At 64.6% G+C, this 26,869-nt stretch carries 22 protein-coding genes; 6 read left to right on the forward strand and 16 right to left on the reverse strand.

Going from position 1 to position 26,869, the window contains the following annotated elements:
- Positions 1-1,121: bifunctional 23S rRNA (guanine(2069)-N(7))-methyltransferase RlmK/23S rRNA (guanine(2445)-N(2))-methyltransferase RlmL (rlmKL, locus tag DN824_RS11600; protein WP_138408563.1), on the reverse strand; the 1,121-nt coding region annotated here is incomplete at its 3' end.
- 365 nt (positions 1,122-1,486) lie between these two features.
- On the opposite strand from rlmKL, the gene rmf reads away from it, so the two are divergent.
- Positions 1,487-1,702 (forward strand): ribosome modulation factor, encoded by a 216-nt coding sequence (rmf, locus tag DN824_RS11605; protein ID WP_138408564.1) that lies wholly within the window; start codon positions 1,487-1,489, stop codon positions 1,700-1,702.
- Positions 1,703-1,787: 85 nt separating this feature from the next.
- On the opposite strand, the gene DN824_RS11610 is transcribed toward rmf, so the two are convergent.
- Both DN824_RS11610 and DN824_RS11615 read right to left on the reverse strand, forming a co-directional pair.
- Entirely contained in the window at positions 1,788-2,819 is a 1,032-nt protein-coding gene (locus tag DN824_RS11610; RefSeq protein WP_138408565.1) for a quinone-dependent dihydroorotate dehydrogenase, read from the reverse strand.
- 69 nt (positions 2,820-2,888) lie between these two features.
- A complete protein-coding gene (locus DN824_RS11615) occupies positions 2,889-3,110 on the reverse strand; it encodes a DUF2835 domain-containing protein (RefSeq protein ID WP_138408566.1) in 222 nt (73 codons plus the stop codon).
- A gap of 182 nt (positions 3,111-3,292) precedes the next feature.
- Here DN824_RS11615 and DN824_RS11620 point away from each other — a divergent pair, with 182 nt between their 5' ends.
- Complete coding sequence (locus DN824_RS11620; RefSeq protein ID WP_282096983.1) at positions 3,293-4,201, forward strand: DUF6685 family protein; 909 nt, start codon at positions 3,293-3,295, stop codon at positions 4,199-4,201.
- Here DN824_RS11620 and DN824_RS11625 read toward each other — a convergent pair.
- The 4 genes from DN824_RS11625 to DN824_RS11640 form a co-directional block, all read right to left on the reverse strand.
- Positions 4,179-4,742: a biliverdin-producing heme oxygenase gene (locus DN824_RS11625; RefSeq protein ID WP_138408568.1), complete on the reverse strand. Its 564-nt coding sequence runs from the start codon at positions 4,740-4,742 to the stop codon at positions 4,179-4,181. The genes DN824_RS11620 and DN824_RS11625 overlap by 23 nt on opposite strands.
- Positions 4,726-7,146, reverse strand: a complete 2,421-nt coding sequence (locus DN824_RS11630) for a response regulator (RefSeq protein ID WP_138408569.1) — start codon at positions 7,144-7,146, stop codon at positions 4,726-4,728. The genes DN824_RS11625 and DN824_RS11630 overlap by 17 nt, the downstream gene beginning before the upstream one ends.
- 85 nt (positions 7,147-7,231) lie before the next feature.
- Positions 7,232-7,705 (reverse strand): response regulator, encoded by a 474-nt coding sequence (locus tag DN824_RS11635; RefSeq protein WP_138408570.1) that lies wholly within the window; start codon positions 7,703-7,705, stop codon positions 7,232-7,234.
- 13 nt (positions 7,706-7,718) lie between these two features.
- Complete coding sequence (locus DN824_RS11640) at positions 7,719-9,977, reverse strand: ATP-binding protein (protein WP_138408571.1); 2,259 nt, start codon at positions 9,975-9,977, stop codon at positions 7,719-7,721.
- A gap of 268 nt (positions 9,978-10,245) precedes the next feature.
- Between DN824_RS11640 and DN824_RS11645 the strand changes: the two genes are divergently transcribed.
- Positions 10,246-11,244, forward strand: coding sequence for an alpha/beta fold hydrolase (locus DN824_RS11645; protein ID WP_138408572.1), 999 nt, complete (start codon positions 10,246-10,248; stop codon positions 11,242-11,244).
- A gap of 294 nt (positions 11,245-11,538) precedes the next feature.
- Here the strand turns inward: DN824_RS11645 and DN824_RS11650 are convergent, their stop codons facing one another.
- Positions 11,539-11,790 (reverse strand): YkgJ family cysteine cluster protein, encoded by a 252-nt coding sequence (locus tag DN824_RS11650; protein WP_138408573.1) that lies wholly within the window; start codon positions 11,788-11,790, stop codon positions 11,539-11,541.
- A 309-nt stretch (positions 11,791-12,099) separates the two neighbouring features.
- Between DN824_RS11650 and DN824_RS11655 the strand changes: the two genes are divergently transcribed.
- A complete protein-coding gene (locus DN824_RS11655; RefSeq protein ID WP_138408574.1) occupies positions 12,100-12,708 on the forward strand; it encodes a 3'-5' exonuclease in 609 nt (202 codons plus the stop codon).
- Positions 12,709-12,778: 70 nt separating this feature from the next.
- Entirely contained in the window at positions 12,779-13,060 is a 282-nt protein-coding gene (gene ppnP / locus DN824_RS11660; RefSeq protein ID WP_138408575.1) for a pyrimidine/purine nucleoside phosphorylase, read from the forward strand.
- A gap of 44 nt (positions 13,061-13,104) precedes the next feature.
- Here ppnP and fliS read toward each other — a convergent pair whose 3' ends face one another.
- The 8 genes from fliS to moaA form a co-directional block, all read right to left on the reverse strand.
- Positions 13,105-13,494, reverse strand: a complete 390-nt coding sequence (fliS, locus tag DN824_RS11665; protein ID WP_138408576.1) for a flagellar export chaperone FliS — start codon at positions 13,492-13,494, stop codon at positions 13,105-13,107.
- Between the two features lie 122 nt (positions 13,495-13,616).
- The gene (gene fliD, locus DN824_RS11670) at positions 13,617-15,041 is read right to left on the reverse strand and encodes a flagellar filament capping protein FliD (protein ID WP_138408647.1); all 1,425 of its coding nucleotides are present in this window, start codon (positions 15,039-15,041) and stop codon (positions 13,617-13,619) included.
- Positions 15,042-15,106: 65 nt separating this feature from the next.
- Positions 15,107-15,460 (reverse strand): flagellar protein FlaG, encoded by a 354-nt coding sequence (locus DN824_RS11675; protein WP_138408648.1) that lies wholly within the window; start codon positions 15,458-15,460, stop codon positions 15,107-15,109.
- A gap of 62 nt (positions 15,461-15,522) precedes the next feature.
- Positions 15,523-16,716: a flagellin gene (locus tag DN824_RS11680; protein ID WP_138408577.1), complete on the reverse strand. Its 1,194-nt coding sequence runs from the start codon at positions 16,714-16,716 to the stop codon at positions 15,523-15,525.
- A gap of 406 nt (positions 16,717-17,122) precedes the next feature.
- A complete protein-coding gene (gene ligA, locus DN824_RS11685) occupies positions 17,123-19,489 on the reverse strand; it encodes an NAD-dependent DNA ligase LigA (RefSeq protein ID WP_138408578.1) in 2,367 nt (788 codons plus the stop codon).
- Between the two features lie 166 nt (positions 19,490-19,655).
- On the reverse strand, positions 19,656-20,468 hold the full coding sequence (zipA, locus tag DN824_RS11690) for a cell division protein ZipA (RefSeq protein WP_138408579.1): 813 nt from the start codon (positions 20,466-20,468) through the stop codon (positions 19,656-19,658).
- Positions 20,469-20,674: 206 nt separating this feature from the next.
- On the reverse strand, positions 20,675-24,163 hold the full coding sequence (smc, locus tag DN824_RS11695; protein WP_138408580.1) for a chromosome segregation protein SMC: 3,489 nt from the start codon (positions 24,161-24,163) through the stop codon (positions 20,675-20,677).
- A gap of 521 nt (positions 24,164-24,684) precedes the next feature.
- Positions 24,685-25,680 carry a GTP 3',8-cyclase MoaA gene (moaA, locus tag DN824_RS11700; protein WP_138408581.1) on the reverse strand — a complete coding sequence of 332 codons (996 nt, stop codon included), beginning with the start codon at positions 25,678-25,680 and terminating at the stop codon, positions 24,685-24,687.
- A 231-nt stretch (positions 25,681-25,911) separates the two neighbouring features.
- Here moaA and DN824_RS11705 point away from each other — a divergent pair, with 231 nt between their 5' ends.
- Complete coding sequence (locus tag DN824_RS11705; RefSeq protein WP_138408582.1) at positions 25,912-26,766, forward strand: ion transporter; 855 nt, start codon at positions 25,912-25,914, stop codon at positions 26,764-26,766.
- The last annotated feature ends 103 nt before the right edge of the window (positions 26,767-26,869 follow it).

Consider the following 26,869-nt stretch of genomic DNA (forward strand, 5'->3'; position numbering starts at 1 on the left):
TTCCAGAAGGCGTACTGCTTGTGGCTGCGAATGCCCATGCGCTTGCCCAGATCCGGTGCGGCGGTGAACACGCCAGCCTCCCAGCCCAGGCAGGCCTGACGCAGACGCTCGCCGAGGTTCTGGTAGAGATAGAGCAGGCTCGCCTCGTCACCCAGGCGTTCGCCGTAAGGCGGGTTACAGATCACCAGGCCCTTCTGGTTCTGGTCGGTACGCGGCTCGAAGGTCGCGACTTCGCCCTGGTAGATACGGATCCAGTCTGACAGCCCGGCGCGCTCGACGTTGTTCCTGGCGGGCTGGATCAGGCGGGGATCGGCCTCGTAGCCACGAATCCACAGCGGCGCACGCGCCAGGCCGTCCTGCGCGCGCTGCCGGGCCTCATCGAGCAGGCGCGTCCACACCGCGGGCACATGCCCCAGCCATCCGCTGAAGCCCCAGCGCTCGCGCCTGAGGTTGGGGGCCACGTCGGCTGCCATCATCGCGCCCTCGATGAGGAAGGTGCCGACGCCGCACATCGGGTCGGCCAGCGCGCCACCGGCCGCCGCGATTCTCGGCCAGCCGGCCCGGATCAGTACCGCTGCGGCGAGGTTTTCCTTCAGCGGGGCCGCACCCTGCTGCAAACGATAGCCCCGCTGATGCAGGCTGTGCCCGGACAGGTCAAGCGACAACACGGCCTGGCCACGATCGAGCCGCAGATGCACCCTCAGGTCGGGATTGAGCTTGTCGATGCTCGGGCGCTGGCCGGAGGCCGTGCGCAGGCGGTCGACGATCGCATCCTTGACCTTCAGCGCACCGAAATGCGTGTTGTCGATGCCAGATCCGTGGCCGCTGAATTCCACGGCCAGGCTGCCATCGCTGGCCAGATGCTCGGCCCAGTCCAGCGCATGGACGCCGTCGTACAACGTCTGCGCATCGGTTACCGCGAATCGCTGGAGCAGCAGCAGCACGCGGTTGGCGAGCCGCGACCAGAGACACAGCCGGTAGGCGACCTCTATCGGGCCGAAGCCCCGCACGGCGGCCGTCTGCTCGCGCGCCTCCTCCAGGCCGAGCGCTGTCGCTTCCTCGAGCAGCAGCGACTCCAGGCCCTTGGGGCAAGTCAAAATCAGTTCGTGGCGATCGGTCATGCTCATTCCAAAATGGTCGGCGGCCCCGGGGTGACTTCCGTCGGATTCCGCATTGATGGTTTGCCGAACGAATCGGCCTGCCCGTTCATCACGACGAAGACCGGTCGCGCCGGACGTCCTGTTCGGTGGGCATTTGTAGCTGTGACTGCGCCTGGCTTATGGGCTCAGTCACTGTTGCGTTACGTGCTTATGACAAAACGATCGTTTCCACACGGCCGGGCCATGGGGTAGAACTCGATCCAGTCGCATCGCAATGATGGGCACAGAGGTCCGTCACGCCGGCAACGGACCTCGCTGGCAGTCTAGCTGCCCGGCCTCGCCGTGAGGCCATTGGGAACCAAGTCAACCACTGAGGGCTACACCTTATGAGAAGACTCAAGCGTGATCCGATGGAACGAGCGTTTCTACGCGGTTATCAGCACGGCATACATGGCAAATCCCGCGACCTCTGCCCCTTTTCACATCCAACGGTACGCCAAGCCTGGATCAACGGCTGGCGCGAAGGGCGCGGCGACAACTGGGATGGCTTGACCGGCACGGCCGGCTTGCATCGGCTCAACCAGCTTCACGCGGTCAGTTAAGACAGACTCACCCTGAATTCATTCAGACAGCCCCATCCGGGCTAAGGGCCTAGAGCCCGGGGCTCCCGAAACGGGAGCCCCTCCCTCAGCGCCGACCGATGGTCGAGCCCGCTATCGCATCCACCGCCTCTCGTATCAACGCCGGCCCACGGTAGATGAAACCGGTATAGATCTGCACCAGGCTGGCCCCGGCTTCGATCTTCTGCGCAGCATGACGCCCTTCGAGAATGCCGCCCGCCGCGATGATCGGAAGTCGCCCGCCCAGCGCCTCGGCCAGTACCTTGACGGTGTGGGTGCTCTTCTCGCGAACCGGCGCGCCAGACAGGCCGCCCGCTTCGTCGGCATGCGCCAGACCGGCGACGCCGTCACGACCGAGCGTCGTGTTGGTCGCGATGACGGCGTCCATGCCCGTTTCGACCAGCGCCTGGGCCACCAGCGCGATTTCCTCGTCGCTCATGTCCGGCGCGATCTTGATGGCCAGCGGCACGCGCTTGCCGTAAAGCGCCTGCAGGTTCTCGCGGCGAAGGCGCAGCGAGTCGAGCAGGGCCCTGAGCGAATCGCCGAACTGCAGGCTGCGCAAGCCGGGGGTGTTCGGCGAACTGACGTTCACCGTGACGTAGCTGGCGCGCGAGTAGACCTTTTCCAGACACAGCAGATAGTCGTCGACGGCGCGCTCGACAGGCGTGTCGAAGTTCTTGCCGATGTTGATGCCCAGCACGCCGTTGAACTGCGCCGCGTCGACGCGGGCGAGCAAGGCATCGACGCCCTGATTGTTGAAACCCATGCGATTGATCAGCGCATCGGCCTCGGGCAGGCGGAAGATCCTGGGCTTCGGATTGCCCGGCTGCGCGCGCGGGGTGACCGTACCGATCTCGATGAAGCCGAACCCCAGCTGGGACAGTCCGTTGATCGCTTCGCCATTCTTGTCCAGGCCCGCCGCCAGCCCCACCGGGTTCGGAAAATCGAGCCCCATGACCTGCACGGGAAGACTCGAAGGGTTGCGGACCATCAGTCCGTTCAGCCCCAGACGCCCGCCTGCACCGATCAGATCCAGGGCCAGTTCATGGGAGGTTTCCGGGGAAAGCTTGAACAGTAGCTCGCGAGCCAGGTTATACATGCGCAACCTAAGCGGGTGAAAAGTGAGGCGCGCAGTATAGCCGCCACAGCCACCGCCTAGCGAGGCGAGTCAAGCGAGACGCGTGAGGTTGATCAACTCTCCGGCCGGGGAGACTTCGAGACGAAAGGAACCATAGATCCCTTCCCTTGTCAGATACGGGCGCAAATGATGGGCCGGCAGGCTTACACGCCGGCCGTCGCGGCTGGTAGCCAGGATTCGGTTGGCGCGCCCTTGGTAGACCGCAAGCAGTCGATCCGCAGACAGCGCGATGTCCAGCACCAGGTTCGGCATGGAGGCTCCCGTATGACAATGCCCGCGATTGTGCCACAGCTTCCCGACGCCACCGACGCCCCGAATCGAGCTGCCGGCCATCCGGAAATTCACCGTTGCGCCTCCTCGGCGCGCAAAGCCAGTGCGCAACAACGTGATGTCTGCCACACTGCGGCCGGTGTTCCAGGAGCTCTGTCATGACGATGAGCCTTTCCGAGCAAGTGCCCTCATTGACATCCCGCATCGCCAATCTGGCGCAGCGCCTCAAGCTGACCGGCAAGACGCCGCGTCTGGTGCTCGAGCGTGCGAGCCGTTTGCAGTTCGCATTCGAACCCTTGCCCGAGCCGCAGCCGAACATCTTCTGGCATGAGGGCCCTCCTCTGCAGCATCTGGTCGACCTGCCTCGCGGCGCGCTGTCCGGCCCCGTACAGGAAGACAAGGCCCGCGCTCACCTGGCGCTCACCAAGCTGGTCACCAAGGTCAGCGAATTCCATCCCCAGTTCGACCTGCGCCAGATCGACGGACTGAGCGGACAGCCGCTCGACGGCCGGACCTACCCCACATTCGAAGCCTTCGCGGCAACGCCCGTCTGCCGCAAGGTCCGCATCATCAGTTATCGCGATTTCACCCGCGCCCTGAGCCACGCGCTGCCTCGCTTCGAGCAGAAGGAAACCATCCAGTTGCGCCAGGCGAGCTGGCTGGGCGAGCGCATCTACTGGGCCGGAGAACAGCATGCGGCCACCTTCGCCGCCGCCATCGCCTATGCCAGGCGCAGAGGGCTGGACACCGCCCTGCCGGCCGAACTGACCGACTACCGACTCGACCTGGCAGGGGTGCAGGCGCTTCAGGCGGCCTACCATGTGCTGGCGATGCCGGCGAGCGCCTGGGACGATCCCGTATTCGTCGGCCTGTTGCTCGACGGTCAGGTGCCCTACGCGCGGCTGACGCTGCTGCGCAACACCAGCAACTCGGAGCTGCTGCTGCTGGAAAAAGGCCACGTCACGGCCAACGCGCTGGGTGAAGGATTGAAGCTGGCGGGTTCTCCGGACGCCATCACCTACCTCAAGAGCCTGCCGCAGATCACCCGCTTCAGGCGAGGCAGCCCGCTGTAGCCTCGCGCTGCAGCCTCGCCGCCTCCACGAACAACGCGAACGCCGCACGCGCGCCTTCGACCATTTCCTCGAAGGGCTGGTCCTGTGCGGCGGTTTCGAGCCTGTCGAGAAAACGCGGCCACAGCGGCTGGTCGGCGCCCTGCCCGAGATAGCGCAACGGCAAACCGGCCTGCTGCGACTCGACGATACGACTGAGCACCCGGGCGCCCAGCCGCGAACCTTCCAGCACGTAGGCGAAGCCCCAGCACCAGGCGGCCGACGCCGACTGCGGCACCGCCAGGGGTTCGGGAATCGCTTCGCCCAGCTGCGCCAGGTCATGACGCAGCGCTTCCCGCCGACGCCGCTCGGGCCAGTCCGGCAGCAGCCTGACGATACCGGCCTGTTCGAGCGCCGCTTCGGCGGGGATCACGGCGCGGGCATGGGCAAGCAGAAAGTCGCGGTAGCCGGCCGAGGTCTCCAGACGGAAATCGCCGAACCCCCGATCGACCTGCTCATGCAGGCTCGAGGTGGCCACCTTGAGGCGGTTACGCAAGATCGCCATGGCGACACCTATCGGCCTGGTTGATGGCGCTGATGACCTTCTCCGCCAGGTCCTGCTCCCGGAACGGCTTCTGGATGACCAGGGCGTCGCCCATGCCGAACTCGCCCAATTCGGCATAGCCGGTGATGAATACCACCGGTAGCCCCGGATAGCGCGCCCGAACCGCCCGTGCGAGCTCCCCGCCGTTCATGCCCGGCATGGCGAAATCCGCCACCAGCAAATCGACCGCGCTGTCCTCCTCGAGCAGCCCCAGCGCCTTGCGTCCCCCGTCGACCTCGATGACCCGGAACCCCAGGTCGCTCAACATCAGGGACGTCACTTCGCGCACGCCGGCATCGTCATCGACCAGCAGGATGGTGCGCTGCACGCCGTCGAGGGTCGCCGTGGCGCTGGCCGGATGGGCCGGGCGCGATGGCGGTTTCGGAGCGCTGACCCGCGGCAGGAATACCTTGACCGTGGTGCCGACATCGACCCGGGTTTCGATCCTCGCGCCACCGCCGGACTGCTTGGCGAAGCCGAACACCTGGGCCAGGCCCAGCCCCGAGCCCTTGCCCACTTCCTTGGTGGTGAAGAACGGCTCGAACGCCTTGGCGAGCACCTCGTCACTCATGCCGCTGCCCGAATCCTTCACCGACAGCACGACGTATTCGCCGGGCTCCGGATCCTCGGCCCGCAAGGGCGGCGTGTCCACCACCACGTTGTCGGTGCCGAGCACCAGCAGCCCGCCGCCGCCCATGGCGTCACGCGCATTGATCGCCAGGTTGAGGATGATGAGTTCGATCTGCGTCGGGTCGACCAGCGCGTGCCAGAGGCCGGCGCAGGTATCGGTCTCGATGGTCACGCTGCCGCCGAGCGTGCTGTGCAGCAGGTCGAGCATGCCGACCACGGTATCGTTGAGGTCCACCGACTTGGGCGCCAGCTGCTGGCGCCGGGAAAAGGCCAGCAGCTGGCCGGTCAGCTTGGCGCCCCGCTCCCCGGCTTCACGGATGTTCTGCAGGCGCTGCAGCGATTTGGTCAGGACCGCGCCCTGCTCCAGGTCGCGGGACAGGAAGCTGGCGCTGGTCAGGATCACCGTGAGCAGGTTGTTGAAGTCATGGGCGAGCCCGGCAGTGAGCTGGCCAACCGCTTCGAGACGCTGCATCTGCTGCAGCGTCGCCTCGACCCGCTCACGCTCCTTGATCTGCTCGAGCAGCTGCCGGTTGGCAGCGGCGAGCTTGTCCACCGCCGCGATTTCACCGGTGATGTCCCGCGCCGCGGCGTACATCATCCCGGCCTCGGGGACCGCGGTCCAGGACAGCCAGTGGTAGCTGCCATCGGCATGGCGCATGCGGTTGACGAAACGATTGGTCGCCTGCCCGTGCTTGAGGCTTTCGGTTTCTTCGAGCGTCGTGCTGTAGTCGTCGGGGTGCACCAGTGTCCACAGCGACGCCTTCATCAGACGCTCGCGCGGCCAGCCGAGAGTGTCTTCCCAGGCCGGGTTGAGCGCCACCGGCTCGCTGTCCAGGCGGGTGACGGCCAGCAAGTCCCTGGACAGCTCCCAGGTCCGGTCACGCTCGCGCGTACGCTCTTCGACCCTCTCACCGAGGGTCTCGTTGAGCCGTTCGAGGGATTCGGTCGCCAGCTTCTGGGGCGTGATGTCCATCATCACGCCGATGAAGCGCTTGCAGACGCCGTCCTCGAAGAAGGACTGGCCTCGCGTCTCGATCCAGCGCCATTGCCCGTCTTCGAGCAGCACGCGGTATTCGGCGCTGTATTCGTTGTCGTTCTGCGGGCTGGTGGCCCGACGCACGTCCTCGCCCAGGCGCTGCAGGTCGTCCGGATGCAGCCGCCGTTCGAAAATACCAAGATCGACCTCGGCCTCCGGCGGCAATCCGAACATGGCCTTGCAGCGATTATCCCAGATCAGCCGGCGCGCCTGCGGCTCGTAGTCCCACATGCCTAAGCGAGCCGCGTCGATCGCCAGACGCGCCCGCACCTCGACCTCCTGCAGCGCCTCTTCGGCCCGCAGCCGCCCGCGGCGCTCGCTTACTTCCGACAGGGCCCGCTGCACGGCCTTGGGCAGAAAACCGAGATTCTGCTTGAGCACGTAGTCGATGGCGCCCGAGCGCATCATGTCCACCGCGTGCTCTTCGCCGAACACGCCGGACAGAAAGATGAACGGCGTCTTGGGCGCCAGGCGCTGTGCTTCCTGCAGCGCCAGGGCGCCCGAGAAGCCGGGCAGGATGAAGTCGGACAGGATCAGGTCGAAGCTGCGGCGCTCCAGCGCATCGACGACGCCGGCGCGATCGAAGACCACCGTGGGATCGACGCGATAACCGCTGCGCTCCAGGGTCAGAAGCGCCAGCTCGGCGTCGTGCGGGCTGTCTTCTACGAACAGCAGGCTTATGTTTTTTGACGCTGGCATGGCAATCCCGCCGACAGAGGGCCATTCGAGTTCCGCCGCACAAGCGGCCGGGCATTGAGCGAGCGCGCGAGGGTCTCCCCCTCGATCACTCCGATTCGCGATCGCCGCGGCGGCGCTGGGCACGCAGCGAACCTGGCGGTGGCTCGTTCAGGACGGCCCAGAAGATACCGAGATCGGAGATCGCCGAAACGAAGTCCCGGAACTCGACCGGCTTGACGACATAAGCGTTAACACCGAGCGAATACGCCTTGACCAGGTCCGGCTCCTCGCGCGAGGAGGTCAGCATGACCACCGGAACACTGCGAAGATCCGGCGTCTCGCGCACGATCTTGAGCACTTCCAGTCCGTCGACCTTGGGCAGCTTCAGGTCCAGCAGCAGCACGGCGGGGTTCCCGCCCTGGCGATTACCGTAGTCTCCCTTGCGCTGAAGATAGTCCAGCGCTTCGGCGCCGTCGCGCAATACGACCACCTCGTTGGCCAACTGGCTCCGCTCGAGCGCGACGAGCGTCAGCTCGAGGTCGTGCGGGTTGTCTTCCACCAGAAGAATGGGTTTGAGCATTGATGCCTGGGTCCTAAATGAGGGAGGTATAAGTGAGCTTGGGGAGCGCAAAGAAAAAGGTCGCCCCCTCATCCAGTTGTCCGTCGGCCCAGACGCGCCCATCGTGTCGTTCGACGATGCGCCGGACGCTGGCAAGACCGATGCCGGTGCCTTCGAACTCTTCCATCCGGTGCAAGCGCTGGAATACGCCGAACAGTTTGTTGGCGTATTGCATGTTGAAGCCCACGCCGTTGTCGCGCACATAGACGATGACCTCGTCGATACGTTCCTCGGCGCCGATTTCGATCACCGCCCGCTCACGCGTACGGCTGTATTTGATGGCATTGGAAATCAGGTTGCGCAGGGCCAGATGGATGAAGGCGGCGTCGGCCACCACCACCGGCATCGGCTGCAGGTGCCATTCGATGTGGCGCCCTTCGTAATCGGGCGTCATTTCCTGGCGAATCGATTCCACCAACGCGCCGAGGTTCACGTCCGACAGCCGAAGCGCGGCCCTGCCCATCTGCGAGAAGCTGAGCAGATTGTCCACCAGCGTACCGGCGAAGCGCGCCGCATCGCCGATGTTGTCGAGGAAGCGAATGCCGCGCTCGGAAAGCTTGGAGCCTTCCATTTCGCCAAGCAGCTCGGCGTAGCCGGCGATATGGCGCAACGGCGCGCGCAGATCGTGGGAGACGCTGTAGGAGAAGGCCTCGAGTTCCTTGTTGCTCTTCTTGAGCTCGCCGGCCAGCTGGGCCATTTCCTCGGCCTTGCGCAGCACGATACCGAGCACCGCGTTACGCAGCTCCAGCGCGGCGTCGATCTCGGCCTGGTCCCAGGCCGAGGAAAAGCCACGCACCACTTCCTGCCAGCGCTCGAAACTGTGCCGTGGGCTCAACGCCCCGCTCTGCTGGTCGATCTGTTTTTCCGGCTGTCCGGCCCACTCGACCGTCTTGACCTGCTCGGGTCGGAACCAGATCAGGTAATGCGGATGCAGGCGCGAGATGGAGACCGCCAGTATGCCGGCGGCATGTTGGGCCAGGTCTGGCAGTTCCGGCACATCGCGCAGCAGGCTGTCGCTGTGGAAGACGAGCTGGTCGCGTTTCTGACTCAGCCACCGGGAAAGCGCGTGAATGTCGTCCGCGGGCGGCGTCTGGCCAACTACTTCGCAGACCTCGCCGGAGAGAACCGCGGCGCCGCTCGCCTGGGCGAAGCCGAGCACCACGTCCGCCATGCTGGTGAAGCCTTCGACCACGCTGTCGCGGTCGGCCATGCCGGCCAGCAGGTGGACGATCTGCCGACGCAGTTCCAGCTTGCGCTCGGCCAGGTAGTGCACTTCCTTGGCCTCGATCTGCAGAGCCAGGACACGCCCCAGCAGTTCGCAGGCCGTGCGGGTATGGAAGCCGACCCGCCGTGGCTGGGCGTCGTGGCAGGAGATCAGGCCCCAGAGCCGGCCCTCGATGACGATCGAGATCGACATCGAGGCCAGCGTTCCCATGTTCTTCATGTATTGCAGGTGCACCGGCGACACGCTGCGCAACGAGGCGAAACTGAGGTCCAGCGGCTCGCCGCTGTCGGGATTGACGGCCGGCACGATGGGTGATGGCTCGTAATGCGCGCTCTGGATCACCCGGACCAGGTTGCTGCAGTACAGCTGGCGCGCCTGGGCGGGAATGTCGGAGGCGGGAAAACACAGCCCCTGATACCTGGGGTAGCCGTCATCGGCCTCTTCGGCGAGCACCAGCCCGTTGCCCTGGGCGTCGAAGCGGTACGCCTTGACCCGGCCGAAACCGGTGATCCGCTTGACCTCCCGCACGGCAAGGTCGCATAGCGCAGCGATGCCCTGGGCATCGTGCAGTTGCACGACGAAGGTACGCATCAGGGGATACAGGTCGTCGTACGCCTGCCCCGCATTGCCGACGGGCTCGAATTCGACGATCAGCCGGCCCTTGTAGCGGTGCGCCATCAGGGCCAGCGCCTCGCTCTGCCTGCCGTCGAGCAGCAAGGTCACGTCGCTCAGGTGGAAAGGATTGTTGTCGCCCTCCACCAGCATGCCCAGGCGCTCACCGATATCGCGACCGGGGATCAGATCGTCCAGGCGGCTACCGAGCAGAGCCTGTACGTCCATGCCCAGCCACTGCTCCACATTCGCGCTCGCCTGGACGACACGCAATTCCGGCTCGCTCAGTACGAAGAGAAAGCCATGGGGCTGAACGCTCCCGGGAATGTGAATCGGCTCGTTGGCGCAGTTGGCAACGGCCTCTGCAAGGAAGGACTGATCTGCGGTGGCGGCCAAGGGCCTCTCCTTTGAAGGCGAACCAGCCCGATGACCATCGAGAGGGCGCGACTCTTGTGTCTACAGGCAGGGCCAGCGGAGTGCTGGATGAAACGTCGATGTCGATCGGGACACCTTCAAACCGCCGGTTACTTTACAGCGACACTCGGACTCCCGCCACCGCGAGCGGTCGGTGCGGCAGGCACATCCGTTTACAGATACTTGCGAACCGATCGCCCGGTGAGCCGCTCTGAAACGGATCATCCACCCTTCTCTCGAGGCCCCCACGATGCGCGTCCTGCTGAGTTCCACCGCCCTCTGCGTCCTGACCATGGCCATCTCCGCCCAGGCCGAACCGGCTCGCTTCGGCGAGCGACTGGAGGGCTTCGAATATCCACACCCCAGCCAGATCTTCGCCTTCGAGTCCCAGGGCCAGCGTCTTGAAATGAGCTACATGGACATCGCGCCGGTGGGCGAAGCCAACGGCAAGACCTTCGTGCTGATGCACGGCAAGAATTTCTGCGGCGCCACCTGGGAAGGCACCATCGAGGCACTCACCCATGCCGGGTACCGCGTCGTCGTGCCGGACCAGGTGGGCTTCTGCAGGTCCAGCAAACCGGAGCACTATCACTACAGCTTTCACCAGCTGGCCTACAACACCCAGGGACTGATGGCGCATCTGGGGATCGACCGCTACGCGCTGATGGGTCACTCGATGGGTGGCATGCTCGCCATGCGGCACGCGCTGACCTACCCGAGCCGTGTCGAGCAGCTGGTGCTGGTCAACCCCATTGGCCTGGAAGACTGGAAAGCCAAGGGCGTGCCGTACCGGCCGGTGGACGCATGGTATGCGCAGGAGCTGAAAACCAATGCCGAAGGCATTCGGCGCTATCAGCAGAGCACCTATTACGCCGATGAATGGCGCCCGGAATACGATCGCTGGGTCATCATGCAGGAAGGCCTTTTTCAAGGCGAAGGCAAGAAACGGGTCGCCTGGAACTCGGCCCTGACCTACGACATGATCTTCACCCAGCCGGTCGTCTACGAGCTCGACCGCATCCAGGCCCCGACGCTGCTGATGATCGGCAACAAGGACAACACCGCGATCGGCAAGGACGCCGCGGCCGAATCGGTCAAAGCGACGCTGGGCGACTACAGCACGCTGGGGCCCAAGACAGCCAAGCGCATTCCGAACGCCAGGCTGGTGACCTTCGAAGATCTCGGCCACTCGCCGCAGATCCAGGCCCCCGAGCGTTTCCACGAGCAGTTGCTCAAGGCCCTGCGCTAGGCTCGGTGGTCGTCCGGCCCGAGCGTCGAGACGCCTGCGTGGGCACCGCGCGGGCGCTTCGCTCCTCAGCGGGCCTCAAGTGCGTGCGGCGTATCGGCGTGTGTCTTGAGCGTAGCGACGCCACGGCAGGTGCAGGCAGAGCCCTGCTCCGTCCTCGGAAAGATCTCGATGCCGTCGTCGTCCGTGGCCAGCGTCCAGACATCGCGCGAGCCGCGCCAACGATCAGGGCCAGCAGGCACGCGCCCAGCATGCCCTCCTGTGCAACCGCCATGACCGGCCTGCCTGAGCGAGACATCAGGCGGTAGCCTGCTCGAGCCAGCCGAGCAGACGAATCGCCTCGTCGCTGCTCGAGCCACAGACCACGGGGTCGGCCTGAAACGCAGCGCACACCGCGGGGCGCTCCGGCTGGCCGAACAGCCCGCAGAGGTTCTGACTGGAAAGATGCGGACAACGCACGCCCGCCGGCTTTCCGTGCGGCAGCCCGGGGATCGGCGAGGAGATCGAAGCCGCGATGCAACAGGCACCGCAACCAGGGCGGCAGATCATGCTGACAAATCCGGACTATCTGGAGGGTCGCGATGATAATTGCCGCTGCGTGAAAGAGCCAGATGGCGCCGCCTGCAGCCCATTGGACAGCGCTCGGCCCGCTCGCTCGCCGCGGTCAGCGCCACGCGCCGCACGGGTGTGTACCGCGACGAACCGGCGTGGTGGCTGGGAGTCGTAGTAGAAGCGGTTTTGCGCCTGGCTCGATCCGCAGGCCCCGCCGACTCGAAATGAGCCCGACGCGCCCCGGCCCGCGCAGACGGCGGTCACACCTGAGCCAAACGGGCCAAGGACCGTACAAAGGACACGATCATGAAGCTTTGGCTGGTAATAGATCTGGAGGCCACGACCGAGGAAGGAGGCTGGCCGCTCAAGGAGATGGAGGTCATCGAGATCGGCGCCAGCTTGGTCGATGAAAACGGGCGAGAAACCGATCACTTCCAACGGTTCGTAAAGCCCGTACGGCGGCCTCTCCTAACCGCTTTCTGCCAGGAACTGACGCACATCACCCAGGCGCAGGTCGACTCCGCCCAGAGCTTTCCGGTCGTCTGGTCAGCGTTCGAACGCTGGCTCAAGGCCAATTTCACCCACCTGTGCGGATGGACGAGCTGGGGAGACTACGATCGCCTGCAACTGCAGCAGGAATGGACCCAGCACGGACTGCACAGCGCCCTGAACGGGACGATGCATCTGAACCTGAAGCAGTGCTTCGCCCGGGTAAGGCAGCTGCATCGCCCCGTAGGCCTGCAAGCTGCGCTGCAACTGGCGGGCTACCAGTTCAGCGGACAGCAGCATCGCGCGCTCGAAGACGCTCGCAATACCGCGCGACTGTTGCCGCTCGTGCTTCCGATGGCCGCACACACCCCGGCCGAGGGCCTTCCACCGATCGAGCCGCCTGGTGGCATCAACAACCCGCACTAGATAGACGGATGACGACCTGTGAGCGCTTCGGCATACTGAAGCGCGTTCAGCTCTTCACAAGGAAACCCGGATGTTCAAGGTCAACGAATACTTCAACGGCACCGTCAAATCCATCGCCTTCGACATGGCGGCAGGCCCTGCCACCATCGGAGTCATGGCCCCAGGCGACTACGAGTTCGGTACCAGTCAACTGGAAGTGATGCATGTCGTCGCGGGCAGCCTGGACGTGAAGCTACCGGGCAGCGACACCTGGGAAACCTTCGCCAGCGGCAGCCAGTTCACCGTCCCGGCGAACAGCAAGTTCCAGCTGAAGGTCGCGGCCGATACGGCCTATCTGTGCGAGTACCGCTGACAGACCCGGCGGCTGGCGGGGCAGCCAGCCGCTAGCCTTCGAAATCAGGCTGCGACAGGTGCGATACCGTCCCAGCCTTCCTTGATCTCACCCAGCAGAGCCGACACCTCGTCGAGCACCTGCGGATCGTTGTTACGGTTGGCCTCGAACAGGCGCATGGACATGTACTCGTAAAGGCTGTCCAGGTTTTCGGCCAGTTCGCCACCGGCTTTCTTGTCCAGCACATCGCGCAGACCACCAATGATGGCGATCGCCTTGCCCAGCAACACGCCCTTCTCGGCGAAGTCGCCACGCTCCATTGCACCACGCGCCTGCGACATGCGGTCGAGCCCGCCTTGCATCAGCATCTGGATAAGGCGATGCGGATCGGCCTCGGTCACCTGAGCTTTTACGCCAACCTGCTGATACTGCCTCAGTGCTGCCATTGCGTTCATTCTAAATGCCCCTTGCGACATCAGTTTGCATGTACAGCGTATCGGCGCTTACTGGCAAAACTTGACGCTTGCACCACAAAAAACAAAACCGCCAGCGGCGGTTTTGTTGTGGCTGTTTTCGGTCAGCTCTTTTTAGTGACCACACCCGGCATATTCTCGAACATCGCGGTCAACGAGCTGGACGTGCTGGACAACTGCGCGACCAGGCTGTCCATGGCGTACCACTGCTTCGAAAGCCGCGCCTCGAGGGCCGTCATGCGTACCGCGAGGGCTTCCTTCTGCTTGTCGATGCTGCTGATGGTCTCGCTCATCGCCTTGTTGCGCTGCTCCAGAACTCCTCCGGTCTGGGTGTAAGGCGTCAGCCTTTCATTCAGGCGGGTCGCAAGGCCCTTTTCCCCTGTGAACAGCCCGGCCACTTCGGAGAAATTTTCCGCAAGAGCCTTGTCCAGCTTGTCGCTGTTCACCGCCAGAGTGCCATCCTTCTGGGTGGTGATACCGATATCGGTCAAGGCTCGAATCGCCCCGTTGCCCTGGACGTTCACCAATTCATTACGGATGGTATTGAGCAAGGTTCGTGCGGTCGCGTCGCCTACCAGGGCTCCCGTCACTGGCGCCTTGTCATCGCCCACAGAGGTAACCTTGGTTTGCGCGTTCACGACGCCGATCAGCTTGTTATAGGCGTCGACGAACTTCTGCACATTGCCCTTGACGCCAGCCTTGTCCAGCTCGACGCCAACCGTGATCGGCGCATCCGCTGGTGTCACCCCTTTGAGGTTCAAGGTGACCCCCTCGATCGCCGAGTCGACCGTATTGGTCGTGCTCTCGACCTCCAGTCCATCGATGGTGAGCTTGGCGTTCGCGGCCTGCGTGATCTGCTTGGCGCCTGCCGGATCGGTCGAGGCGGGGGCGGAGGGGTCGAAGCTCAGAGCGGACAGGCTGACGTTGCCCTCCTCGCTGCTGACACCCACGACCGAAATGTCCTCCCCCGCACCCGTCTTGCTGCTGCTCAGCACCAGACGAGGGCCATTGGAATCCGTGACGATGGTTGCCGAAACACCCGACTCCGCGCCCGCCTTGTTGATCGAGTCGCGCAGCCCTTCGAGCGTGTTGTTGCTCTCATCGACCGTGATGTTCAGCGGATCACCAGAGCCCACCTTGATGGTCAGCGAGCCCTTGCCGAAGTTGGCGGTTTCGCCCTCCGGCGCCTTGACGGCGGCAAGCGCCACCTTGCTGCTGGCAGCCAACTGGGTGACGTTGATCTTGTAGCTTCCAGAGCCGGCCGTGGTTCCGGCCGTAACGGTCAGCAGATCGGTCTTCGATGAAGTAGCCGAGCGGCCCTGAAACTGTTCCGGCTTGTTCAGGGCCTCCAACGCGGTCTGGAATTCGGAGATGGCGCTCTTCAATGCGCCAACCGCGGTGATTCGCGCGGTCGTGGTCTTCTCCAGGTTGGCTAGCTGAGTTTGCTTGGGAGCCTGCTCGGCGGCGACCATCGACTTCACGATGCCGTCGATGTCCATGCCCGTACCCAGTCCAACGCCACCTGTGATTGAAGCCATAACCATCACCTGTCAAAAAAATGTTGCGCCCCTGAGCCCATCCAAGAACCGTGCCGTCAGGCTTTGGCCTCGAACATCAGGCTGCGTACACCATCGAGTTGCTCGGCCAGCTTGAGCACCTCCTCGGATGGAATCTGGCGAACCACCTTGCCCGACTCCCCATCGATGACCTTGACCACCACCTCGCCCGTGGAATCGTCCACGCTGAAGTTAAGGTCGCGCTGCACGTTCTGCATGCGAGACTGCAGATCGGTCACCGCGCTGTCCAATTCGTCACGTACGTCTTCTTCGACCGACCTGGCTGCAGCATCATCCGGTTTTGGAAGAAACGACGAAACCCCAGGCTCCTTGCGGAGGCTGGGTACCTGGGCAGGTACTGCCGATGTGGCTGAAATTTTCCCCACGTCCATGATCATCCCTCATGATCGTGGGGGATGGCTGAGGCCATCCCCCACTTTTACGCGCTGACCTGTTACTGCAGGAGGCTGAGGACAGCCTGCGGCAGCTGCTTGGCCTGGGCCAGGATTGCGGTACCGGCCTGCTGCAGAATCTGGTTCTTGCTCAGATTCGCGGTTTCGGCGGCGAAGTCGGTGTCTTCGATACGACCACGGGCGGCCGACACGTTTTCGCTGATGTTCTGCAGGTTGGCGATGGTGTTGTCGAAGCGGTTCTGCACGGCACCGAGGTCGGCACGTTGAGCGTCGATTGCTTTGATCGCATCATCGATTACCAGAACGGCGGATTGGGCACCAGCTGATGTACTGATATCGATAGCCTTTACCGTTGAGTCTGCAGCGGCAGCGGCCGTGACATCAGCAGCCACAACCGCGCCGCCAGTATAACCAGTGGTATCTGTATCAGTAACCGTAACGGTTTTCAGTTGCTGCACAACAGTGCCGTCAGCCTGAGTAACCGCCTTCGAAACATAATCAATCGTGCCGTCGTCTTGCGCGAAAGCACCGACACCCAAGTTGGCATCATTCACCGCAGCTGCAATTTTCGCAGCCGCTTCTTTTGCCGTTTCGGTACCCTTCATCGTAACAGTCAGCTCAACTGGATCAGTAGAACTCTCAAGTCCTAGGCTAACAGTAATGTCGCCAGCTGCCGTTGTTGCCGCTGCGGCTACCGCAGTAGAAGAAGCCTCATAAAACGTACCGCTCAGCGAGTCTGAACTCATTTTATCAATGCTTACGCTGATAATTTCATTTGCAGCGGAGCCGACTTGAAAACTTGCTGTGCCGAAGCTGCCATCAAGCAGCTGACGGCCACCGAAAGTAGTGGTGTTGCTGATACGGTCCAGTTCTTTCTTGAGCTGGGTCACTTCGGAGTTCAGAGCGGTACGCTCGGAGTCGCTGTTCGAGCCGTTGGCCGACTGCAGGGACAGGTCACGCATACGCTGCAGGATGTTGGTGGACTGCTGCAAAGCACCTTCAGCGGTCTGGGCCAGGGAGATGCCGTCGTTGGCGTTGCGAACCGCGACGCTCAGGCCGTTGACCTGGCTGGTCAGGCGGTTGGCGATCTGCAGACCGGCGGCGTCGTCCTTGGCGCTGTTGATGCGGCTACCGGTGGACAGGCGCTGCATGGAGGTGTTCAGGGCGTTGGACGTGTTGTTGATATTGCGCTGAGTGTTGAGCGACGCAATGTTGGTATTGACTGTAAGAGCCATGGTGTTTGCCTCCAAGGGCGCTGTTTACATGGTTGCCTGAGCTTGCGACTCCGGGCCGGCTTCTGCCCAGGCACCCATTGAGTTCGCATTCCTACCGTTTATCGGCGCCTGTTCGGTTTGCTTTAGGGATTTTCGAAAATTTTTATTGATTTTCGAAATCGACCGCCGCAGCGCCTGCGGACCGGCTTGACGAGCAAGTCCACATGCCAAGTGTTTCGGCGAGGGTTGGAAATTCTTTAATGAGCGGGTGCGCTTGGGTTGGAGGCCTGGGCCAAAGGCTGGCCCAGGCCCTTTCGGTGGTGGCCTTTCGCAGTCAAGAGCGTTCCCACGAAAAGCCCAGGGCACGCCCCGCTACGGTGGGCGCGGCCGTTGGTGACCGGGAACCCTCGGGGCTCCCGGCCGCCGCCTATCCCTCCAGCTGTTGCAGCTGGCGGAGAAACGCGTCTTCGTCGAGCACCTTGAGGCCCAGCTCGCTGGCCTTGGCGAGTTTCGAGCCCGCGCCCGGCCCTGCCACCACACAACTGGTCTTGGCCGACACCGATCCGGCCACCTTGGCACCCAGCGCTTCGAGGCGCGCTTTCGCGGCGTCCCGGCTCATCGCTTCCAGCGTGCCGGTCAGCACCCAGGTCTGCCCCGCCAGCGGCAGCCCTTCACTGCTCTTGCGCTCGCTTTCCCAGTGCATGCCGAACTCACGCAGTTGCGCCTCGATGGCGCGCGCCCGGGCGACGTTGGCGGGGTTGTCGAAATGATCGCGCAGCGCGCGCGCAGCGCGCTCGTTGAGGCGTTCGACCTGGCGCAGGTCGAGCCAGTCGGCAGTGATGATGGCCTCCAGCGAGCCGAAGCGCTCGGCCAGGCGCTGGGCGCCGGTCGCGGCGATATAGGGGATATCCAGCCGATCGAGCAGGCCGGCGAGGCTGGCACAGGCGGCGAACTCCGGATGCACGTCGCCCTCCTCCTGCAAGGTCACGCCGCGCTCGAGCAGCTGGGCGATGACCGTCAGGTTGTGCGGGTCCTCGAAGAAGCTGTGGATTTCATGGGCGACCTCGAGCCCCACGTCCGGCAGGTAGACCAGCACGTCGGGCAGCGCGCGCTGGATGCGCTCGAGCGAACCGAGGGCGCGCGCCAGCAGCTTGGCGGTCTCCTCGCCGACATCGGGAATCCCCAGCGCGAAGATGAAGCGCGCCAGCGTCGGGTTGCGGCTCGCATCGATGGACTTGAGCAGGTTGCGGCTGGAGATCTCGGCGAACCCTTCGAGCGCGAAGACCTGCTCGTAGGTGAGCTGGTACAGGTCCGCCGGCGAGCCGACCAGGCCCTTGTCCACCAGTTGCTCGACGATCTTGTCACCTAGACCGTCAATGTCCATGGCGCGGCGCGACACGAAGTGGATGATCGCCTGCTTGAGTTGCGCCTGGCAGGCCAGACGGCCGACGCAGCGGTAGATCGCCCCCTCGCTGATGGTCTCGCGTCCCTTGCCCCGCTTGATGAGCTGCGTGCGCTCGACCGCCGATCCGCAGACCGGGCACTGCTGCGGCACGGCCACCGCCCGGGCATCCGCTGGCCGGCGCTCGCCGATGACGCCGAGAATCTGCGGGATCACGTCACCGGCGCGCCGCACGATGACGCTGTCGCCGATCATCACGCCGAGCCGGGCGACCTCGTCCATGTTGTGCAAGGTTGCGTTGGAAACCGTCACGCCGGCGACCTGAACAGGTTTGAGGCGCGCGACCGGCGTGATCGCCCCGGTGCGGCCGACCTGGAACTCGACGCCCAGCAGTTCGGTGACTTCCTCGCGTGCCGGGAACTTGTGGGCGATCGCCCAGCGCGGTTCGCGGGCGCGAAAACCGAGTTCGCGCTGCTGGCCTATGTCGTTGACCTTGAACACCACGCCGTCGATTTCGTAGGGCAGCGTGTCGCGGCGCTCGCCGATATCGTTGAAGTACGCACGACAGGCCTCGACGCCCTTTGCACGCTTGAGTTCGCGGCTGATCGGAAGGCCCCATTCCTTGAGGGCGTGGAGCATGTCGTAATGGGTCGAGGGCAGCGCGCCGTCGCTGCGGCCGACGCCATAGGCACAGAGCTCCAGCGGCCGGCTCGCGGTGATCCGCGAATCGAGCTGGCGCAGGCTCCCCGCCGCCGCGTTGCGGGGGTTGGCGAAGGTCTTCCCGCCGGCTTCGAGCTGCCGTGCGTTGAGCGCCTCGAAGCCGGCCTTGGGCATGTAGATTTCGCCGCGCACCTCGAGCACCCGAGGCCAGCCCGAGCCCTGCAGCCTGAGCGGAATGTTGCGCACGGTTCTCACGTTGGCGCTGATGTCCTCGCCGGTAGTGCCATCGCCCCGTGTCGCACCGCGCACCAGGTAGCCGTCCTCGTACAATAGGCTGACCGCCAGACCGTCCAGTTTCGGCTCGCAGCTGTATTCGACCTGCACCCCGTCGTCGAGCAGGTCACCGGCCGGCAGGTCGAGCCCCTCGCGCACACGCCGGTCGAAGTCGACGAGGTCTCGCTCTTCGAACGCATTGCCCAGGCTGAGCATCGGCACTTCGTGGCGGACCTGGCCGAAGGCGGCCAGCGCCGCGCCACCGACGCGCTGGGTCGGCGACTCCGGGGTCACCAGCTCGGGGTGCTCGGCCTCAAGCGCCTGGAGTTCCTTGAACAGCCGATCGTATTCGGCATCCGGCACGCTCGGTTCGTCGAGCACGTAGTAGCGGTAGTTGTGGGCGTCTATTTCACTGCGCAACGCGGCGATGCGTTCGGCGGCGGATTGGGCGGAAGGCATATAACGGAGCCGTGGCTATGGCAATGCTGGTTGAGACAGTCACAGCACGCCTTGGTTGATAACAGGCGCGCGATTCTATCCGATCCAGGCGTCGAGGGCAGGCGCGGAGCCCGCGAGGGCGGCATCCGGCACAAACAAAAACCGCTCCAGGCGGAGCGGTTTCGATTCAGCGTTTGATGGTCATCTGCCGGCGCTCGTATTCGACGATACGCTGACGGTAATGCTCGATGGTCTGTGCCGTCAGCACGCTGCGCTGGTCGTCCTTGAGCTCGCCGTTGAGTTCCTGCGACAGCTTGCGCGCCGCGGCGACCATCACATCGAACGCCTGCTTGGGATGGCGCGGGCCCGGCAGGCCCAGGAAGAAGCTCACCGCCGGGGTGGTGAAATGGTCGATGTCGTCCAGGTCGAACGTGCCGGGCTTGACCGCGTTGGCCATGGAGAACAGCACCTCGCCATTGCCCGCCATGCTTTCGTGACGGTGGAAGATGTCCATCTCGCCGAACCGCAGGCCACTCTCCAGGATGTTCTGCAGCAGCGCCGGGCCGCGGAAGCCCGAGGCGTCGCGGGAGATCACGTTGATCACCAGCACTTCCTCGACGGGCGACTGGTCCTTTTCTTCCTCTTCGGCCTCGATGTCATCGGCGACCGGATCGAGCAGGGTCGGTACGGGCTCGTCGGTGGTCAGGTTCAGGTCGCCCTGGCGCGGTTCGCTGACGCGGCGCTTGCCAGGGTCGCGGGCGGTCATCGAAGGCAGGTCGTCGTCCTCGACCCGAGGTTCGGCGTTGCGGTTCACCACCCGCGGTGGGCCGAGCAGCTCGGCAGGTGTCTCGTCCTCTTCGGGCAGGTTGGAGAAGCTACGGTCCAGCTTGAACTTCAACTTGCCCTTGCCGCCGCGCATCCGCCGCCAGCCATCGAACAGGATGCCGGCGATAACGATGATGCCGATGACGATCAGCCACTCGCGCAGACCGATATTCATTAATGCGTAGACCTCTGAATTCGATGAAAAAAACGGGAAGCTTCACTGATCGCAAGGCTTCTCACGTCATAAAAAATTGTGCCCTAAACTAGCACGACGAACGGTGGCTGTGCACCGCCGGACCGCGTCGTTTTATGGGTCTCCGTATGTCAGGCCGGACGGCCGATGCGCCGGGTACGGCGCCGCTTGGCTCACGCCGGCAGTATTCAGGCCTCCACCATCGCCACGGCCTGCTCGACGTCGACGGCGACGAGGCGCGAGCAACCGGGCTCGTGCATGGTGACGCCCATCAGCTGGTCGGCCATTTCCATGGCGATCTTGTTATGAGTGATATAGATGAACTGCACCTTTTCCGACATTTCCTTGACCAGCCGGGCGTAACGGCCGACGTTGGCATCGTCCAGCGGCGCGTCGACCTCGTCGAGCATGCAGAACGGTGCCGGGTTGAGCTGAAAGATGGCAAACACCAGGGCCAGCGCCGTCAGGGCCTTTTCACCGCCCGAGAGCAGATGGATCGTGCTGTTCTTCTTCCCCGGTGGGCGCGCCATGATCGCCACCCCGGTATCGAGTAGATCTTCCCCGGTAAGTTCCAGATAGGCGTTGCCGCCACCGAATACTTTCGGGAACAGCGCCTGCAGGCCGCCATTGATCTGATCGAAGGTTTCCTTGAAGCGGTTGCGGGTTTCCCGGTCGATCTTGCGGATCACGTTTTCCAGCGTTTCGAGCGCTTCGACCAGGTCGTCGTTCTGCGCATCGAGGTAACGCTTGCGTTCCGACTGCTGCTGGTACTCGTCGATGGCCGCGAGGTTGATCGGCCCCAGGCGCTGGATGCGCGCCGCCAGGCGTTCGAGCTCCGCCTCCCACTCCGCCTCGCCGGCTTCGGCAGGCAGGGTCGCCAGTACACCGTGCAGGTCGTAGCCATCCGCCTGCAGCTGATCCTGCAATGCCTTGCGGCGCACGGTCAGGGCCTGCCACTCCAGGCGCTGCTGCTCCAGTTGGCCACGTAACAGCTGCGACTGCTGCTCGGCCTGGGTGCGGCGCTTCTCGGCGTCGCGAAGCTCACGGTCCGCATCTTCCAGCGCCAGGCGCGCATGCTTGAGTTCCTCTTCCACGCCCATGCGCCGTTCGAGCAGTTCCTCGAGCTTCATGCGCAACTCCTCGAGCGGCGCCTGGCCCTCCTCCAGGTTGAGGCTGAGCTGCTCGCGGCGCTCCACTGCCCGCTCGAACTGCTGTTCGAGGCGCTCGAGCGCCTGGCGGGTGGAATCGTGCTGGGCCCTGAGCGAGCCGACCCGCACCGCCAGCTGGTGGGCATGGTCCTTGTGCTGGCGCGCATCCTGGCGGATACGATCCAGACGCTCGCGGATCAGGTCGCGGCTGGCAAGCAGTTCCTCGCGCTGCTCGGTGTCGAGCGCCATGGCGTCCAGCGCATCCTGCAGCTGCAGCCTCGCTTCGCCCAGCGCCTCGGTCTCCAGCGCGCGCTGCTCGGCCAGCTCGTCGACCTCTTCATCCAGGCGGCGACGGCGCAGCGCGAGCTGCTCGACCTTGGCCTGCTGCGCCGAACGTTGCGCATTCAGCTCGGCCTGTTGCCGCGCCAGCTCCTGCAGACGGCGGCGCAGCTCCTCGCGCTGCTGCTCGTGCCCGCGCTGGCTCTCGCGCAGCGTCACCAGTTGCTCTTCGAGGGCAGCCAGCGCCGCCTCGCCCTCGACGCGCTCGGCCTCCAGACGCTCCAGTTCCTGGCCGCGCGCCAACACGCCGGATTCCGCCTCGGCGGCGCGGCGCACGCGCAGGAAATGACGGCCCACCCAGTAGCCGTCACGGCTGATCAGGCTCTGCCCCTCGGTCAGCGCCGAACGGCCCGCGAGCGCATCATCCAGCGTTTCGACCGGCTTGATTTGCCCCAGCCAGGGTGCGAGGTCTACCGCCGTCTCGACCTTGTCCAGCAGACTGCCCGGCACCCGGGTGGGCTGGATGCCCGCCTGGGCCAGGCGCAGCTCGCCCTGCTCGAAACCGGCCAGATCCAGGCCGCCGAAATCATCGAGCAGCACCGCCTGAAGATCGGCGCCGAGCACCGTTTCCACCGCGAGCTCCCAGCCGGGTTCGACGCGCAGCCCCTCGGCCAGTCGCGGCCGGTTCTCGAGGGACTGCTCGTGCAACCACTGCGCGGCGCCCTTGCCGGGGTCGAGCGCAGCCTGCTGCAAGGCTTCGAGCGACGCGATGCGGCCACTGAGGCGCTGCAGGTCGCCCTGGGCCTGCTGCTGCGCGCGGGTCATCTGCTGCAGTTCGCCGCGCAGCCGTTCGAGGTGCTCGACTTCGGCCTGCTCGGCCAGGCTCAGGTCCTCGAGTTGCTGCTCACCGGCGGCAAGCTGCTCGCCGAGTTCGAAGATCGCGGCATCTTCCGGGTCCGCGGCCAGTTGCTGACGCTCGTCGTCCAGCCGCCGACCGCGCTCGGCCAGGCGCTCCAGGCTCTGCTCGAGCTGGCCGATGCGCGCCTGCTGCACTTCGGCCGCCCGGCGCGGTTCGCCGCTCTGCAGGTTGAAGCGGTCCCAACGCTCCTGCCAGGCCTGCATCGCGGCCTCGGCGTCCTCGAGCCCGACGGCCGATTCCTCCGCCGCGGCGGCAGCCAGCTCCTGCTCGGGCTCGAGCATGGCCAACTCTTCGCCCAGGGTCGCCAGCAGCGTGCGGTCATGGCCCAGGTGCGACTCGGTTTCCAGGCGCGCCTGCTCGGCCTCGCGCAGATCGTCCTGCAGCTGGCGCAGACGCTGCTGCCCGTGCTGGATGCTCTGCTCGACCCGGGCGATATCGCCGCCGACCGAATAGAAACGGCCCTGGACCTGGTTGAAGCGCTCGGACAGCTCATGGTGGCCATCGCGCAGCCGCTCGATGCTCGCATCGGCACTGCGCTGCTCGGCGACCAGCGCCTCGAAGCTCACCTCCTGGTTGCCGATCACCGATTCGCGCTGCCCGACCTGGTCGTTCAGCGCCTGCCAGCGCAGCGCCGACAGCTGCGCCCTGAGCTGGCGCTCCTCGGCCTTGTATTCCTGGTATTTCTCCGCCGCCTGGGCCTGGCGGTGCAGCCGCTCGAGCTGACGCTCAAGCTCTTCGCGCAGGTCGGTCAGGCGCGCCAGGTTCTCGTGGGTACGGCGGATACGGCTTTCGGTCTCCCGTCGGCGCTCCTTGTACTTGGAGATGCCGGCCGCTTCCTCGATGAAATTGCGCAGGTCCTCGGGCTTGGCCTCGATCAGCTTGGAGATCATGCCCTGCTCGATGATCGAGTAGCTGCGCGGGCCGAGGCCGGTGCCGAGGAAGATGTCGGTGATGTCGCGCCGACGGCATTTCACGCCATTGAGGAAGTAGGTGTTCTGCGCGTCGCGGGTCACGCGCCGGCGAATCGAAATCTCCGCGAAGGCGGCGTACTCACCGGTGAGGGTGCCGTCGGAGTTGTCGAAAATCAGCTCGATGCTGGCCTGGGTCACCGGCTTGCGGGTGTTGGAGCCGTTGAAGATGACGTCGGTCATCGACTCGCCACGCAGGTTCTTCGCCGAGCTTTCGCCCATCACCCAGCGCACCGCGTCGATGATGTTGGACTTGCCGCAGCCGTTGGGCCCCACGACCGCGGCCATGTTGCTGGGGAAGCTGACCGTGGTGGGATCGACGAAGGATTTGAATCCCGCGAGCTTGATGCTTTTCAGTCGCATGGTGGCCGTTCCGTGGCAGTCAGCGTTCGGTCTTGAGGGCGGGGGTTGCCGTGAGCGTCATGGGTATCCCGGGGCATCGTGGAGTTCGGCGGCGCGCGGGCGCGGAGTCTAGCACGCGGCCCACGTCGTTTAGCGGAACCGCTGCGCACTGGTTGGAAGCGAAGGCGCCGCAGGCCGGTCGTTAATCGGCGCGAACGGACTGCCATATCAACGCAGAACGATCTCGACCGCGCATAGCTTTATCCCGCCGCGCGCCCCCTGCGAGGATGCTCATCGCAACGTGCCATCAGGATCGAAAAGCTCGCGGTCGAGACTGGGCGTCCCCGACCTCCCACGGTTCGCCGCCGCTGCATGGGAGCGGTCTTGACCGGCGAACAGAGCCTCATCCGCAGGACCGGAGGGCGGTACTCTGCCGTTGGCCTGCAGCGTGGCGATATGGCAATCGAGATGCAGGGCGCTGCTCTCAACGCACCGATCGATTGCGGTATCGGAAGGCTAAAGCCCTCCGAATCAGGACCGCCTCAGCCCCCGGTCATGCTCATGAAGCGGATCACCTGGACCTGCTCGTCGGTGCGGAAGTGGTGGCGTTCGGGCTTGAGCTGCAAGGCCGATACGAGCGCCTCGCGCAGACGGTCCGCGTCACCGGGGTAGCGCCGCATCAGCCCCTTGAGGTCCAGCGCGCCTTCGTCGCCCAGGCACAGCACGAGCTTGCCCTCGGCGGTGACCCGAACCCGGTTGCAGCTGCCGCAGAAATTGTTGCTGTGCGGCGAAATGAAACCGACATGGGTGGTGCTGCCCGCCACCTGCCAGTAACGCGATGGGCCGCCGGTAGCATGGCTGCTGCGCACCAGCGTATGACGCGCCTCGATGCGTTCGCGCACTTCGTCACTGGAGCAGAAGGTCACCTCGCGCTGGTGGCTGGAGACCGCGCCGAGGGGCATTTCCTCGATGAAGCTGATGTCGAGACCGCGGTCGACGGCAAAGTCGACCAGATCGAGGACTTCATCGTCGTTGCGGCCCTTCTGCACCACGCTGTTGAGCTTGATGCGGTCGAAGCCGGCGGCCTGCGCCGCGGCGATGCCGGCGAGCACCTGATCGAGCTTGTCGCGGCGGGTCAGCTCGGCGAAGCGCTCGCGCTTGAGCGAATCGAGGCTGACGTTCAGCCGGGTCACCCCCGCCTGGCGCAATTGCGGCGCCAGCACGCCGAGCTGCGAACCGTTGGTGGTGATCGCCAGGTCTTCGAGTTCCGGTCGCGCGCCGAGCCTCGCCAGCAGGCCGGTCAGGCCCTTGCGCACCAGCGGTTCGCCGCCGGTGACGCGGATGCGCTTGACGCCCAGGCCAATGAACGCATCGGCCACCGCATAGAGTTCCTCGAGGGTCAGGATCTGCGCGCGCGGCGCGAACACCATGTCCTCGCTCATGCAGTAGGTGCAGCGGAAATCGCAGCGGTCGGTTACCGACAACCGCAGATAGGTGATGCGCCGGCCGAAAGGGTCGACCAGCTGCGAATCGGACATCAGGCTCTCCAGTCGCAGAGACATTCTTGGCGAGGTGCAGCAGTAGACAAGCAATTGGGCAAGACTACGCCGCCGGCCGGCGGGAGGCAAAGCCGACGGATGAACGAAGGCCGCGATACGGCTCTTCGACGAGGCGCTCGCACCACACCGAGGGGAACCTGGCGCCGCGATGCGAACCAAAGGCCGTGATAGTCTCCTGCGGTTTAACCAGGCGGATCAACGGACCTGAACATGCAATCCCAGAGCTGGCGCGAACGCCTCTACACGATCATCTTCTTCACCAATACGCCCGCCGGCAAACGCTTCGATACCTGGTTGCTGATCGTCATCATGGCCAGCCTGGTGGTGGTGATGTTCGACAGCGTCGCCGTTTACCGCGAACGTCATGGCGCGCTGCTCACCGGGCTCGAATGGGGTTTCACCGCGATCTTCGCGATCGAATACGCGGTGCGGATCTACAGCCATCCCCAGCCGAGCCGCTACATCTTCAGCTTCTATGGGCTGATCGATCTGCTGTCGATCCTGCCCGCCTTCCTCGCCCTGCTGCTGCCCGACGCCCAGTACCTGCTGGTGGTGCGCAGCATCCGCATGCTGCGCATCTTCCGCGTGCTCAAGCTCACGCCTTACCTGAGCCAGGCCAACTACCTGCTGGTCGCGCTGCGCGGCAGCAAGCAGAAGATCATCGTGTTCCTGCTCAGCCTGACGACCCTGGTGCTGATCTACGGCACCCTGATGTACGTGATCGAAGGGCCGGAGAACGGCTTCACCAGCATCCCGATGAGCATCTACTGGGCCGTGGTCACCCTGACGACGGTGGGCTTTGGCGACATCGTTCCGCACACGGCGCTGGGCAAGAGCGTCGCGACCGCGGTGATGATCACCGGTTATTCGATCATCGCGGTGCCGACCGGCATCTTCACCGCCGAGCTGGCCAACGCCATGCGCGCCGACAGCCTGCAACATAAATGCCCGGGGTGCGCCAAACTCAGCCACGAACCGAACGCGGCGTTCTGCAGCCGTTGCGGCAGCCAGCTGTTCGAGCAACGCAGCGAACAGCAGCAGGCCCAGCGCGAAGCCACTGACTGAGCCGGCAGTGCACTGACCGGCGACCCGCACCCTCATCGAGGCGCCCGCGCCAGACGCGCCGAACCGTGAAGGCAGGTGACTGTCACATCCAGAGATCGACGTT

This window comes from Stutzerimonas nosocomialis (assembly GCF_005876855.1).
GTDB lineage: Bacteria > Pseudomonadota > Gammaproteobacteria > Pseudomonadales > Pseudomonadaceae > Stutzerimonas > Stutzerimonas nosocomialis.